This is a genomic window from Sphingomonas phyllosphaerae (assembly GCF_029623345.1).
Taxonomy (GTDB): domain Bacteria; phylum Pseudomonadota; class Alphaproteobacteria; order Sphingomonadales; family Sphingomonadaceae; genus Sphingomonas; species Sphingomonas phyllosphaerae_C.
In genome coordinates this window covers 205,663-219,125 of sequence record NZ_JAPYKH010000003.1, presented here as the reverse complement: position 1 = coordinate 219,125, position 13,463 = coordinate 205,663, and the positions used below count along the sequence as shown (strand labels likewise).

Genomic DNA, 13,463 nt, shown 5'->3' with positions numbered 1-13,463 from the left:
GCATCTCACCCACCGCGGGCATCATCCTGAACTCGTTTCGGGATTCCCCCGGCCGCGTGTCACCGCCCGATGGAGGCACCGCACCGTAGATCCTGAAACGGGTTCAGGATCACGCCGATAGATAGGTTAGGACGTTGGCGCGGCTACCCTCCGCTCACCCGCCGCGGCGGAGCTTGTCCAGCTTCTTCAGCAACATGCCACGCTTCAGCCGCGAGATATGGTCGATGAACAGCACGCCGTTGAGATGGTCGATCTCATGCTGCATGCAGGTCGACATCAGCCCGTCGAACTCCGCCTCGTGGCGCTCGCCGGCGGTGTCGAGCCAGGACACGCGGCAACGATCGGGGCGCGTCACCTCGGCATATTGCTCGGGGATGGACAGGCAGCCCTCGTTGTAGCTCGACTGCGCCTCGCTCACCCAGGTGATTTCGGGGTTGATGAAGGCCTGAGGGGCGCGCGCCGCTTCCGGTGGCTCGCCTTCCTCCAGCTCGCGCTCCTGCAGGTCGATCACGACGATCCGCCGCAGGATGCCGACCTGGATCGCGGCGAGGCCGATGCCATGCGCATCGTACATCGTGTCGAACATGTCGGCGACGATGCCGCGCACCTCGTCGTTGACCTCGGCGACAGGGGCGCAGGTCTCGCGCAGCCGCGCGTCGGGTACCTCTACGATCGGAAGAATGGCCATGCGCGCGAGCTAGGGGCGCACCGGAGAAGCGTCAAGCGAGCGCGCTCACCCCACCGGCCGGCGCGCGCGCAGCGCCTGCGCCAGCGTGCCCTCATCGAGATAGTCGAGTTCACCGCCGACCGGCAGACCGTGCGCGAGCTGCGTGAGCCGCACCGGAAAGCGCTCCAGCCGCTCGACGAGATAATGCGCCGTGGTCTGACCCTCCAGCGTCGCGTTCATGGCCAGCACGACTTCGTCGACCCCGCCCACGGCCACACGCGCGAGCAGCGGCTCGATCGCGAGGTCCTCGGGCCGCACCCCCTCCAGTGCGGAGAGCCGCCCACCGAGCACGTGGAAGCGCCCGGGGAACAGCCGCGAGCGTTCCAGCGCCCATAGGTCCGCGACATCCTCGACGACGCAGAGCGAGCGCTCGTCGCGGCGCGGGTCGGCGCAGATCGCGCACGGATCGGTCGTGTCGACGTTACCGCACGTCGAGCAGGTCGACAGCCGCTCCTCCACCGCCACCAGCGCCGAGCGCAGCGACGCCAGCGCACCCTCACGCTTCTTGACGAGGTGGAGCACCGCGCGGCGCGCCGAACGCGGGCCGAAACCAGGGAGCCGCGCCAGCGCGTTGGTCAGCGCCTCGATCTCGGGGGATGCCATGTGGAACAGATAGGGGGTTGCGTCGCGCCGCGCCAGCGTGTCGAGAGCTGGCGCCATGCGGATCATCTTCATGGGAACTCCAGACTTCGCCGTGCCGACGCTCGACGCGGTGGTGGCCGCGGGGCACGAGGTCGTCGCGGTGTACAGCCAGCCGCCGCGCCCGGGCGGTCGGCGCGGTCGCGAGCTGGTCGCCTCGCCGGTGCAGCGCCGTGCCGAGGCGCTCGGGCTGGAGGTGCGGACGCCCGTGACGCTGCGCGACGCGGGCGCACAGGCCGCGTTTGCGGCGCTCGGCGCCGATGTCGCGGTGGTCGCCGCCTACGGGCTGATCCTGCCGCGCGCGGTGCTCGACGCGACCCGGCTCGGCTGCCTCAACGTCCATGGCTCGCTGCTGCCGCGCTGGCGCGGCGCAGCGCCGGTGCAGCGCGCGATCCTCGCCGGCGACGCCGAGACGGGAGTCGGCATCATGCAGATGGAGGCGGGGCTGGACACCGGTCCCGTGCGGCTCGAGGGGCGTACCGCCTGCGCGGGCAAGAGCGCGGGCCAGCTCACCGCCGAGCTCGCCGCGATGGGCGCGCGATTGATGGTGCAGGTCCTCGCCGACCCCGACGCCTATCCGCCCCGGCCGCAGCCCGATGAGGGCGTCACCTACGCTGCCAAGATCAGCAAGGAGGAGGCGCGCCTCGACTTTACCGCACCCGCCGCGCAGGTCGAGCGCCAGGTGCTTGCCTTCGACCCCGCGCCGGGCGCCTTCGTCGAGCATGCCGGCGAGCGGATCAAGGTGCGCGCCGCGCGCGCCGAGGACGGCACCGGCGCGCCGGGCGAGGTGCTCGACGACTCGCTGCTGGTGGCCTGCGGCAGCGGCGCGATCCGGCTGCTGCGGGTGCAGCGCGCCGGCCGCGGCGAGATGGACGCGGGCGAGCTGCTGCGCGGCTTCGCGCTGCCGCCGGGCACGAGGCTGTGACCCGGTACGCGCTCACCGTCGAGTTCGACGGGCGTCCGTTCATGGGCTGGCAGCGCCAGGCACATGGGCCGAGCGTGCAGCAGGCGATCGAGGAAGCCGCGCATGCGGTCACCGGCGAGACACTGGTGGTCCACGCCGCGGGTCGCACCGACGCGGGGGTCCACGCCAGCGCGATGCGCGCGCATCTCGACGTCGCCAAGCCGCTTACCGCCTTCCGCCTCGGTGAGGCGCTCAACGCGCGGCTTCGCCCCGCCCCGGTGGCGATCACCGCGTGCGAAGCGGTGGCGGACGATTGGCACGCGCGCTTCTCCTGCCTGGGCCGCGCCTACACCTATCGGATCGTCAACCGCCGCGCGCCGCTGACGCTGGAGCGCGGCCTCGCCTGGCAGGTGACGCAGCCGCTCGACGCCGAGGCGATGCACGCGGCGGCACAGCGGTTCGTCGGTCAGCATGATTTCACCACCTTCCGCTCGGCGCACTGCCAGTCGGCGAGCCCGGTCAAGACGCTCGACTCGATCGTGGTGACGCGTGCCGGTGACCGGCTCAAGGTGGAAGTGGCGGCGCGGTCGTTCCTCCACCATCAGGTGCGATCGATGGTCGGCTGCCTCGCGCTGGTCGGACTCGGACGGTGGACCGCGGACGATCTGGGCGACGCACTGCGGGCAGCGGATCGAGCGCGGCTCGGGCTCAACGCGCCACCGGACGGCCTGTATTTCGTCGAGGCGCGCTATCCGGCGTGAGGTGTCGAGCCCACGCTCCCGGCTTTCCGTCGCCGTACGCTACTTCCCCGCCGCCCACTTAGGCCCTCCCGCCGTCATCCCGAAGCAGGCAGGAATCCAGAGAGGCGCGCGCCAGCGATAAACGCCGCTACGTGCGCGCGTCTGGATCCCCGCCGCGGCGCGGATGACGAGAGTACGGGCTTCACGATCAGGCCGTCTCCGACCCTTCCCGCGACAGCCGCGCCGCGAGCTCGACATGGGTCGACCAGCGGAATTGCCCCACCGGCTGCACCCAGTCGAGCCGATAGCCGGTCTCGACCATCTCCTTAGCATCACGCGCGAAGCTGCTGGGATTGCACGAGATATAGGCGACCACCGGGACCTTGCTCGCGGCCAGCTGCGCGGCCTGCTCGCGCGCGCCGGCGCGCGGCGGGTCGAGCACCACCGCGTCGAACCGGTCGAGCTCGGCCGCGGTGAGCGGGCGCCGGTACAGGTCGCGGTGCTCGGCGAAGACCGGCCGCCCGGCACGCCCCGCCGCCGCCTTCAGCGCCAGCAGCGCGTCGCGCCCGCCCTCGGCGGCATAGACACGCGCGGGCAGCGCCAGCGCGAAGGTGCCGAGCCCCGCGAACAGGTCGGCCACGGTGCGCGGCGCACCGACCGCCTCGCGCGCCGCCGCGACCAGCGCCGCCTCGCCCTCGCGCGTCGCCTGGAGAAAGGCGCCGGGCGGCAGCGGCACCGCGACTCCGCCGAGCGTCACCGTCGCGGGCTCCGGCTCCCATCGCGTCTCCGCGCCGACCCCGGCGTCGAAGGCGACGCGCGCGACGCCGTGCGCCTGGGCGAAGGCCGTAATCGAGTCGTGGTGCTGCAAACCCTCGGGCGCGACCCCGGTGACGAGCACGTCCGGCCCCTGGTCGGCGAGGGCGAGATGCACGTCGAGACGCCGCTTCGCCCTGAACGAGGCGAGCAGCCGCTTGAGCGGCTTGACCAGCGCGAACAGCTCGGGCGCGAGCACGTGGCATTCGTGCAGGTCGACGAGCTGGTGGCTCTTCTCCGCGCTGAAGCCGAGCCGTCCTGACGGCTCGAAGTGGAGCGTCGCGCGACGTCGCGTCAGCGGCGGCGACAGCAGCGGCGCGCGGATCGGCGCGACGAGCCCCTGCGCCGCCAGCGCCGACTCGATCTTCTCGATGATGAAGCTCGCCCAGCTCGGATCGTCGAGATGCTGGAGCTGGCAGCCTCCGCAGGTCGGGAAATGGCGGCACGGCGGCACCTGGTGGTGCGGGCCGGGCAGGACGCTGCCGTCGTCGGCAAGCGTGTCGCCCGGCGCGGCGAAGGCGGCGTAGCGGCCGTCGGCGGTAACGCCGTCGCCGCGACCGGCGACCTTGACGATCAGGCTCACGCAGGTGTCTCCCGGATCAGCGCGGTGAGCGCCGGGGCGAGCGCCGCGGCGAGATCGTCGGCGATGAAGCCCGCGCCGAGCCGGCGCGCCGCGGCGGCATGGAGCCACACGCCCGCCGCGGCGGCGTCAAGCGCGTCCCCGCCCGCCGCCAGCCGCGCCGCGATCGCACCCGCCAGGACGTCGCCGCTGCCCGCGGTGGAGAGCCAGCTACTCGCCTCGCCCGCGAGCAGAACGCGGCCATCGGGCGCGGCGATCACCGTGTCGGCGCCTTTGTAGACCACGACGGCGCCGATGCGCTCCGCCGCAGCGCGAGCGGCTGCGAGCTTGGAGCCGTGGGCCGCGCCGAACAGCGCGTGGAACTCGCCCGCGTGCGGCGTGAGCACGATCGTGCCGCCGCGCGCGCGCAGCCGCTCGGGCGTGACGAGATGGAGCGCGTCGCCGTCGATCAGCAACGCGCGGTCGCTCGCCAATGCCCGCTCGAGCAGATCGCGCGCGTGATCGTCGCGGCCGAGCCCGGGGCCGACCACCAGCGCGCCGATACGCGCGTCGGCGAGCGGGTCGTCGCGGTCGAGCGAGCGGCGTACCAGCGCGTGCGGCGGCTGCGGGATGGTCGCGCCGAGCAGCGCTACGTACCCGGCGCCGGCGTGCATCGCGGCGCGCGCGGCGAGCTCACCCGCGCCCGCCATGCGGCCCTTGATCAGCGCGACCATGCCGCGACTGAACTTGTGGCTGTCCACCGGAGGAGCCGCGAGACGGGGCGGTGCGAGCGCGCGCGTGTCGCCGTTCAGCGTGATGCCGAGCGGCAGCACGCGCACCGCGCCGCAACGCGCCGCGGCGGGCTGAAGCAGATGCGCCGGCTTGGCCGCGCCGAGCGCGAGCGTGACATGGTGGTGCGGGACCTCGCCGAGCACCGCGCCGTCGTCACTGGCCACCCCGCTGGGCAGATCGACCGCGATCGCCAGCGTCGCACCGGCGGCGAGCCGCACCAGCGCGGCGGCCTCGTCCGCCGCGAGCGCGCGGCTGAGCCCGGTGCCGTACAGCGAGTCGACCAACACGGGAGCTGGCTTGGCCGTGCCAAGCGGCTCGACCGCCCCGCCCCACGCCTCGCGTGCGGCGATGGCGGCGGTACCGCGCGGCTCGGCCGCAGCGGCGACGCGGACGGTGCGACCGAGCGCGCGCAATCGCGCCGCGGCGAGGTAACCGTCACCGCCATTGTTGCCGGGGCCGCACACCACCAGCACCGCGTGCGCACCCGCGAGCCGGTGGACCGCATCCCCGACCGCGCGGCCGGCGCGCTGCATCAGCGACTCGACGCTGTTCCCGGCGGCGATCGCCGCATGCTCGGCGGCCCGCATCGCCGCGGCGTCGAGCACGATCGTGCCGTCAAGCGGCGTCATTGGCGTCAGGTCCCTCATCTCACGGCGCGGGCGCGATCGGCGCGGGCGCGAGCGGCACGTCTGAGCCGCATGGCGGCGCGCCTGTCAATGCGGGTTGATGCTGCGGATCGAAGATGCGGGCGATGCGAACGCTTGGCGGGCGTCGCCGCGACTGGCTGCGATCAAACGTCGACGTCGTCGTCCGGTCGCGCGAGGCACGCCGCGCCTTTGACACTTTCCGTCGTCCCGGACCGGGTGCGGGATTCATGCGGCCGCGTACTCGGAAGCCGGTGCTCCGGCGGAGCCTGGATCCCGGATCAAGTCCGGGACGACGGGGGAAAGTGGCCCGATCCGCTTCCTCAGCTGGGTGACGGCACCTCCGCCCCCTCGGTCCTCGGTGCCGCGACACTGGCCGTGGCGACGCAGGGCACCCCCGCTCAGATATCCGCGAACATGTGGCGCTCCGCCTTCGCGCCGGGGTGCGTCACCGCGCCCTGATAGGCCGGCCCGACGCTCTGCGCGTAGCGCCACAGCGCGCCGGCGCCATAAGCGTTCTCACGCGCCTGCCAGCGTGCACGGCGCTCGGCCACCACCATTTCGTCGACCAGCAGGTCGATCGTCCCCGCTTCGGCGTCGATGCGGATCGGATCGCCGTCCTCGACCAGCGCGATCGGACCACCGTCGGCCGCCTCGGGGCCGACATGGCCGATGCAGAAGCCGCGCGTGCCGCCCGAGAAACGGCCATCGGTGATCAGCGCCACCTTCTCGCCCATGCCGAGGCCGTAAAGTGCCGCGGTGGTCGACAGCATCTCGCGCATGCCCGGACCGCCCTTGGGCCCCTCGTAGCGGATCACGATCACCTCGCCCTCGGCGATCTGGCGTGCCTCCACTGCGGCAAAGGCGTCCTCCTCGCAGTCGAAGCAGCGCGCCGGCCCCTCGAACTGGAGCCGGTGCATGCCCGCCACCTTGACGATCGCGCCGTCGGGCGCGAGCGAGCCGCGCAGCCCGACCACGCCGCCGGTCGGGGTGATCGGCGTGGCGACGTCGTAGATCACCTTCTGATCGGGGTTCCACGTCACCTGGTCGATGTTCTCGCCGAGCGTACGCCCGGTGACCGTCAGGCAGTCGCCGTCGAGCAGCCCGCCCGAGAGCATCGTCTTCATCAGCATGTAGACGCCGCCGGCCTCGTACATATCCTTGGCGACGTACTTACCACCGGGCTTGAGGTCGGCGATGTAAGGTGTTGTTTTAAAAGCCTCCGCAACGTCGAACAGGTCGAAGTCGATGCCCGCCTCGTTGGCCATGGCGGGGAGATGGAGCGCGGCGTTGGTCGAGCCGCCGGTGGCCGCCACCACGCGCGCGGCATTGATGAAGGCCGCGCGCGTGCAGATGTCACGCGGGCGCAATTGGCGGCCCACCAGCTCCATCACCTGCGCGCCCGCCGCGACGGCGATCTGCTCGCGCGTCGTATAAGGTGCGGGCACCATGTTGCTGTTGGGCAGACTGAGGCCGATCGCCTCGCCGACACAGGCCATGGTGTTGGCGGTGAACTGGCCGCCGCACGCGCCGTGGCCCGGACAGGCGACCTTCTCGAGCTCGTGCACCTCGGACAACGGGCAGGCGCCCGCGGCATATTTCCCGACCACCTCGAACACGTCCACGACGGTGACGTCGCGGTCGTGGAAGCGGCCGGGCAGGATCGAGCCGCCATAGACGAAGATCGACGGGATGTTGAGCCGGAGCATCGCCATCATCATGCCCGGCAGCGACTTGTCGCAGCCGGCGAAGCCGACGAGCGCGTCATAGCAATGGCCGCGCACGCTGAGCTCGACCGAGTCGGCGATCACCTCGCGGCTGACCAGCGAGGCCTTCATGCCTTGATGCCCCATCGCGATCCCGTCGGTGACGGTGATCGTGTTGAAGCGCCGCGGCATCCCGCCGCCCTGCTCGACCCCGCGGCGGGCGGCATCGGCCTGGGCGTCGAGCGTGGTGTTGCACGGCGCGCTATCGTTACCGGCCGAGGCGAGCGCGACGAACGGGCGCGCGATCTCCTCCTCGCTAAGTCCCATCGCGTAATAATAACTGCGATGCGGCGCGCGCTCGGGTCCGACCGACACGTGGCGGCTCGGCAGACGGGATTTGTCAAAGGTCTGGGTCATATTGCGCACGCCTATGTCGCGGGAGGTAGCGCTCGCGCAAGTATGTTGTGGCAGAGAGATGGCTCAAGCGGCTGACGGTTCGTCAGCGCTGTGATCCCCGCCACCGCGGGGATGACGAGAGTGGAACGGGACGACGAAACAACGCTCCGCCGCGAGCGGCCTCAGCGGCAGAGGGCGCGAGGCAACTGGAGGGCACCGGGACCCAGACGCCCTGACCTTCGCCGCACGCTGCCAAGCCCCTCCGCCCTCACCCCAGATCGGCGAGCGCCTTCTCGACATTGTCCATCGTGAAGGGCTTGGCGAGGCGCGGACGCGCGCGATGCTCGAGCGCGATCTCGTCGCCGCCGCCGCCCGTGGCGAAGACGAACGGGATGTCGCGTGCCGCCAACGCGTCGGCGATGGCGAAGCTCTTCTCGCCGCCGCGCAGGTTGACGTCGAGGATCGCGGCGTCGAAGCCGCCCGCCTCCACCATCGGCAGCGCGGCTTCCACGCTGTCGGCGGTGCCGGCATGGCTTTTATCGAGCGCGTCGAGGAAATCCTCGAGCATCATCGCGATCAGGGGTTCGTCTTCGACCAAAAGCACGCGCATCGTCATGCCGCGTGCCATAGCGTGCTCCCGCGTGGGCGCAACAGATGGTTGGACCCGTTATGATCCGCCACGGGCCTCCTGCGCCACCAGCGCGTCGCGCGTCGCCTCGGCGAGCTGCTGGACCGAGAAGGGCTTCGGCAGGAAGGCGACGTTGTCGAGGTCGATAGAGCGGCGCAGCTGCTCCTCGGCATAGCCCGACATGAAGAGGATCGGAATGTTCGGGTGCGTCTGGCGCAGCTGGCGCGCCAGCGTCGGCCCGTCCATCACCGGCATCATCACGTCGGAGATCACCAGCGTCGGCCGGTCGACTCCCTGCATCAGCTCCAACGCCGCCTCGCCATTCTCGGCGGCGAGCACGGTATAGCCCTGGCGCGCGAGCGCTCGCTCCGCCACCGCGCGGACCATGTCCTCGTCTTCGACCAGCAGGATCGTGCCGCTGCCCCACAGGTCGCCGGTGCGCTGGCGCGGCGCCGGCCTGCTCGCGGCAGGTGCCGCCCCCGCCTCCGCCCCGGCGGCGGCATAGACCGGCAGGTACATGGTGAAGGTGGCGCCCTGCCCCGGCTTCGAATCGGCGAAGATGAACCCGCCCGATTGTTTGACGATGCCGTAGACGGTCGACAGACCGAGCCCGGTACCCTTGCCGACATCCTTGGTGGTGAAGAAGGGCTCGAAGATCTTGGGCAGCACCTCGGGCGGGATGCCCGTGCCGGTGTCGGACACCTCGAGCGCGGTATAATCGCCGATCGGCATGATGTCGCTGTTGCGACGGCGGATCTCGGCGATCGGCACAGATCGCGTCTGGATCGTCAGCTTGCCGCCGCTGCCCTTGCTCAGCATCGCGTCGCGCGCATTGACCGCGAGGTTGACGACGACCTGCTCGAGCTGGCCCGGGTCGGCGCGCACCGGCCCGAGGTCGCGGCCGTGCTTGACCTCCAGCGTCACCGTCTCGCCCATCAGCCGGCGCAGCAGGTTGGACACTTCCGAGACGACGTCGGGAAGCTGTAGCACCTGCGGGCGCAACGTCTGCTGGCGCGAGAACGCGAGCAGCTGGCGCGTCAGGCTGGCGGCGCGATTCGAGTTGGCACGGATCTGCTGGATGTCGTCATAGTCGCTGTCGCCGGGCGAGTGACGCATCAGCATCAGGTCGCAGTGGCCGATGATCGCGGTAAGGATATTGTTGAAATCGTGCGCGACGCCGCCGGCGAGCTGCCCCACCGCCTGCATCTTGGTGGCCTGCGCCACCTCGCGCTTGAGCCGGTTCTCCTCATTATTGTCCTTGAGGCTGAGCAGCACCGCGGCGTCGCCCAGCCCGCGCGCGGCCGCGATCGAAAGTGCGACCGGCTCGTCGGGATGGTCCTTGAGCCGTACCGCCAGATCCATCGGGCGGCCGCCCCCGCTGGCACGCCGGATCGCGTCCGCCACCGCGGCCTTGTCCTCGCGCACGACGAGGTCGCCGGGATAGGTCGGGGTCGCGCCGGGCTCGACGCTGGCGGCACGCGCGAAGGCGCGGTTCATCTGGGTGAAGCGCCCCTCGCGATCGACCAGCGCGACGCCGAACGGCATCAGCATCAGCAGTCCCTCGAGGTCCTCCGCCGCGCCGCCGCCGGCGATGCCGCTGTCGACGTCGACCATCGCCACCAGGATCGGCGCTTCCGGATCGTCACCGAGCGGTATCTGGAGCAGCCGCAGCGGCGTCGCGCTCGCCCCCTCGGCGAGGAAGCGCACGGTGCCGCCGGGATCCTCGCTGAGGAAGCGCGCGAGGTCCTCGTCCACGATCGTGCCGTCGGGCGTGCCCGTGGCGCGCGTGCGCAGCACCGCGTTGGCGGAGAGGACATGGCCGTTGGCGGTGATCAGCGCCGCCATCACCCCCGCCGCGCCGAGCTGCTGGCCGAGCCCGCCGTCGATCGATTCGAGCAGCCGCGCCACCTGCCCGGTGGGCGCCGCCGCGCCGAGGAAGCGCCAGATCAGGAAGTCCTGCTGCTGCCCGGTGCGTGCGATCACCGCGTCGATCGCGCCCGCCGCCCCGCGCAGCGAGGCGCGCGCGGTGCCATCGCGCCACGCCGCGCGACCGCACACCGCCAGCTGCCCGGCACCGTCGCCGACCAAAGGCAGAGCAGGCGGCGTCGGGAAGCCGCCGAAGAGCTGCTCGTAGCGATCGTTGGCGCAGACCAGTTTTCCGCCGCGATCGGTGATCGCAACCGCGTCGTCGCTCGACTCGGCGAGCGAGCGGACGAGCTCCCAGTCATGCTCGACCGCCGGCCCGACCGTCTCGGGCGTGCGCAGCCGCATGACGGTGACCGCGACGCCGGCGAGCACCAGCGCGGCAGCGAGGAACCCGCATGCCACTGCCATGTCGCCGATCAGCCACAGCACCAGCGCCGCCGCAAGCGCGCCGGCGAGCAGCGCTATGCCGAGCGCGCCGCGCTGGCCGCGCCACCAACCGCGCGAGTCGAGCGAGGCGAGCGGGATCATCGTCCCGCGCTCACCACATCGTCACGCGCTGGTTCGGGACGAGGTACGGCGTCTCGCCCGGCGTCGCGCCGAATGCCTGACGCCGAGGCGACACGTCGCGCACGAGCGATCGCGCTGCTCGGTGGACGCACGCGGACGGGAAGGCAGCCGCCGCAACCCGTCGATCCCGCGCGAATTGCATCACGGGACGGGAAGCGAGCAGCGACGTCGCGGCCGCAGCGGTCAAACGCATGTACGTGGCACCCTCTCGTCTGTCACAGCTGGGCTGCGCTCTCTTAACCATGCGGGGCACAAGGCGCCAGCGTCGCGGGGGACTTAGTGGCAGCCACCATTGCGGCGATGCTCGTGGCGATGCCGCCACTTGCGCGCGATCCACAGCCGCCAGCCGAGCGCTGCCAACGCGTAGCCGAGCGCCGCGGCGACCGCGGTCAGCACCAGCAATCCGAGCACCAGCGGCGGCCCCGCGTCCCACAGCCACTGCAGCCAGCCCGTCGCCGCATCCGCCACCGGTTGGGCCGCCGCGGGTGCGTTGGAGCGCAGCAACCAGGCGCCGATCTGATAGGCCACGAACAGGATGAAAGGCGTGGTGAAGGGATTGGTGATGAAGGTCACCAGCGCCGCGACGGGGACGTTGGCGCGGAACGGCAGCGCGATCAGCGCGGCGATCGCGATCTGCGCCACCGGGAAGAGGATCCCCGCGACCATGCCCAGCGCCACCCCGCGCGGCACCGAGCGGCGCGTGAAGCGCCACAGCTCGGGCGCGAGCACGCGGTGCGCGACGGGGCGGAGCAGCCGGCTGCGCTCCATCGACTCGCGCGTCGGCAGGTTGCGGCGGCTCCACGCCGCGATCCGGTCCCAGGCGGTGATCGGCCGTGCCGACATTCAGCTGTGCTCGCGCAGCACGCGTCCGGCCTCGCGCTTCCACTCGCGTTCTTTGATATGCTCACGCTTGTCGTGCGCCTTGCGGCCCTTGGCGAGCGCGAGCTCGACCTTGGCGCGGCCCTGGCCGTTGAAATAGACGGTGAGCGGCACGAGCGTCATGCCCTCGCGCGCGACGGCGCCGTGCAGCTTGTTGATCTCGCGCTCGTGGAGCAGCAGCTTGCGCGGGCGCTTGGGCTCGTGGTTGAAACGGTTGCCGTGACTGAACTCGGGGATGTTTGAGTTGACCAGCCAGACCTCGTCGCCCTTCACTTCGGCATAGCTCTCGGCGATCGAGCCCTCGCCGAAGCGCAGGCTCTTCACCTCGGTGCCGCTGAGCACAATCCCCGCTTCATAGGTGGTGTCGATCGCATAGTCGAAGCGCGCGCGGCGGTTCTCGGCGACGATCTTCTTCTTGTCGAAGGTGGCGGGCTTGGGACGCGACATGGGCGCGATGTAGGCGCAGCCGCGCGCCAGGGCAAAGGGGGACGTGCGGGTTGGTCGGAATGGGGCTGAGACGATCGCCTGTGCGGCAATTCTACTTGCCGCGACGACCGCAGACACAGAGACGAGAGAGGGCGCGCGTCTCGCGATCTACAGACCAGCGTGCGCCAGCGCGGCGTCGACCGCCTGCCGGCTCGCCTCGCTCGGCCAGGTCATCGGCAGCCGCAGCCCCGCGGGGAACGCCGGGCGTACGCGCGTCATCGCGTACTTCACCGGTCCCGGAGACGCGTCGCTGAACAGAGCGACGTGGAGCGGGAACAGCCGGTCGTGCAGCGCCAGCGCGCGCGCAGCGTCGCCCGCGGCGCAGGCTTGCTGGAAATCGGCGCTGAGCCGCGGCGCGACATTGGCGGTGACCGAGATGCACCCCACCCCGCCCGTGGCGTTGTAGCCGAGCGCGAGATCGTCATTGCCCGAGAGCTGGCAGAAGTCCGGCCCGAGCGCGGCGCGGTGCTGCGACACGCGCTGGAGCACGCCCGAGGCGTCCTTCACCGCCACGAACACCCGCGGGAAAGCGGTGACGATCCGCACCAGCGTGTCGGGCAGAACGTCGGTCACGGTGCGCGCGGGCACGTTGTACAGCACGATCGGCAGCGGCGCGTCCTGCGCCAAAGCCTCGAAATGACGGTAGATGCCCTCCTGCGAGGGGCGGTTGTAATAAGGTGGGACCATCAGCGCCGCGTCCGCGCCGGCCTGCTTGGCGGCGCGCAGGTTGGCGGCGGCGACCCGCGTGTCGTTCGAGCCAGCGCCCGCGATCACGGGGACGCGCCCGCGCGCCTGATCGACGCAGACCCGCACGATCGCGAACTGCTCCGCTTGCGTCAGCGTCGCGGCCTCGCCGGTGGTGCCGCAGGGAACGAGCGCGGACGAGCCCTCGGCAATCTGCCACTCGATCAGGTCGCGGTAGGCGTGCTCGTCGAACGCGCCGGTCGGGTCGAACGGGGTCACCAGGGCGGGGATGGAACCGGAGAACATGAGGTGAATTTGCTCCTGCGACCGATTGGGGGGCGCCGTTCAGCGCAGATACGGCTAGGGTCGCTAG

General features: G+C 71.4%; 12 protein-coding genes. 2 read left to right on the top strand and 10 right to left on the bottom strand.

The features are described from left to right. Positions 1–154: 154 nt before the first annotated feature. Positions 155–688 (bottom strand): peptide deformylase, encoded by a 534-nt coding sequence (def, locus tag QBJ89_RS04585; protein WP_277979354.1) that lies wholly within the window; start codon positions 686–688, stop codon positions 155–157. Between the two features lie 45 nt (positions 689–733). Then, positions 734–1,330 carry a recombination mediator RecR gene (recR, locus tag QBJ89_RS04580; RefSeq protein WP_277979434.1) on the bottom strand — a complete coding sequence of 199 codons (597 nt, stop codon included), beginning with the start codon at positions 1,328–1,330 and terminating at the stop codon, positions 734–736. 55 nt (positions 1,331–1,385) lie between these two features. Here recR and fmt point away from each other — a divergent pair, with 55 nt between their 5' ends. Next, the gene (fmt, locus tag QBJ89_RS04575) at positions 1,386–2,291 is read left to right on the top strand and encodes a methionyl-tRNA formyltransferase (protein ID WP_277979353.1); all 906 of its coding nucleotides are present in this window, start codon (positions 1,386–1,388) and stop codon (positions 2,289–2,291) included. After that, the gene (gene truA / locus QBJ89_RS04570) at positions 2,288–3,031 is read left to right on the top strand and encodes a tRNA pseudouridine(38-40) synthase TruA (RefSeq protein ID WP_277979352.1); all 744 of its coding nucleotides are present in this window, start codon (positions 2,288–2,290) and stop codon (positions 3,029–3,031) included. The genes fmt and truA overlap by 4 nt, the downstream gene beginning before the upstream one ends. Before the next feature lie 187 nt (positions 3,032–3,218). On the opposite strand, the gene QBJ89_RS04565 is transcribed toward truA, so the two are convergent. The 8 genes from QBJ89_RS04565 to dapA form a co-directional block, all read right to left on the bottom strand. Beyond that, positions 3,219–4,406: a class I SAM-dependent RNA methyltransferase gene (locus QBJ89_RS04565; RefSeq protein WP_277979351.1), complete on the bottom strand. Its 1,188-nt coding sequence runs from the start codon at positions 4,404–4,406 to the stop codon at positions 3,219–3,221. Then, positions 4,403–5,803, bottom strand: coding sequence for an NAD(P)H-hydrate dehydratase (locus QBJ89_RS04560; RefSeq protein WP_277979350.1), 1,401 nt, complete (start codon positions 5,801–5,803; stop codon positions 4,403–4,405). Before QBJ89_RS04560 ends, QBJ89_RS04565 begins: the two co-directional genes overlap by 4 nt. 416 nt (positions 5,804–6,219) lie before the next feature. Then, a complete protein-coding gene (gene ilvD, locus QBJ89_RS04555; RefSeq protein WP_277979349.1) occupies positions 6,220–7,941 on the bottom strand; it encodes a dihydroxy-acid dehydratase in 1,722 nt (573 codons plus the stop codon). 247 nt (positions 7,942–8,188) lie between these two features. Then, the gene (locus QBJ89_RS04550) at positions 8,189–8,548 is read right to left on the bottom strand and encodes a response regulator (RefSeq protein WP_277979348.1); all 360 of its coding nucleotides are present in this window, start codon (positions 8,546–8,548) and stop codon (positions 8,189–8,191) included. Between the two features lie 39 nt (positions 8,549–8,587). After that, complete coding sequence (locus tag QBJ89_RS04545) at positions 8,588–11,002, bottom strand: response regulator (RefSeq protein ID WP_277979347.1); 2,415 nt, start codon at positions 11,000–11,002, stop codon at positions 8,588–8,590. A 315-nt stretch (positions 11,003–11,317) separates the two neighbouring features. Beyond that, a complete protein-coding gene (locus tag QBJ89_RS04540; protein ID WP_277979346.1) occupies positions 11,318–11,884 on the bottom strand; it encodes a DUF2062 domain-containing protein in 567 nt (188 codons plus the stop codon). Then, complete coding sequence (gene smpB, locus QBJ89_RS04535; protein ID WP_223010667.1) at positions 11,885–12,367, bottom strand: SsrA-binding protein SmpB; 483 nt, start codon at positions 12,365–12,367, stop codon at positions 11,885–11,887. It abuts the gene before it with no gap. 147 nt (positions 12,368–12,514) lie between these two features. After that, positions 12,515–13,396: a 4-hydroxy-tetrahydrodipicolinate synthase gene (gene dapA, locus QBJ89_RS04530; RefSeq protein ID WP_277979345.1), complete on the bottom strand. Its 882-nt coding sequence runs from the start codon at positions 13,394–13,396 to the stop codon at positions 12,515–12,517. Positions 13,397–13,463 lie beyond the last annotated feature (67 nt).

Bases quoted from the DNA above. Each gene is read 5' to 3' on its own strand.
- fmt (WP_277979353.1), top strand. From the start codon at position 1,386: ATGCGGATCATCTTCATGGGAACTCCAGACTTCGCCGTGCCGACGCTC.
- def (WP_277979354.1), bottom strand. From the start codon at position 688: ATGGCCATTCTTCCGATCGTAGAGGTACCCGACGCGCGGCTGCGCGAG.
- QBJ89_RS04560 (WP_277979350.1), bottom strand. From the start codon at position 5,803: ATGACGCCGCTTGACGGCACGATCGTGCTCGACGCCGCGGCGATGCGG.
- dapA (WP_277979345.1), bottom strand. From the start codon at position 13,396: ATGTTCTCCGGTTCCATCCCCGCCCTGGTGACCCCGTTCGACCCGACC.
- ilvD (WP_277979349.1), bottom strand. From the start codon at position 7,941: ATGACCCAGACCTTTGACAAATCCCGTCTGCCGAGCCGCCACGTGTCG.
- QBJ89_RS04545 (WP_277979347.1), bottom strand. From the start codon at position 11,002: ATGATCCCGCTCGCCTCGCTCGACTCGCGCGGTTGGTGGCGCGGCCAG.
- recR (WP_277979434.1), bottom strand. From the start codon at position 1,330: ATGGCATCCCCCGAGATCGAGGCGCTGACCAACGCGCTGGCGCGGCTC.
- QBJ89_RS04540 (WP_277979346.1), bottom strand. From the start codon at position 11,884: ATGTCGGCACGGCCGATCACCGCCTGGGACCGGATCGCGGCGTGGAGC.
- QBJ89_RS04550 (WP_277979348.1), bottom strand. From the start codon at position 8,548: ATGGCACGCGGCATGACGATGCGCGTGCTTTTGGTCGAAGACGAACCC.
- smpB (WP_223010667.1), bottom strand. From the start codon at position 12,367: ATGTCGCGTCCCAAGCCCGCCACCTTCGACAAGAAGAAGATCGTCGCC.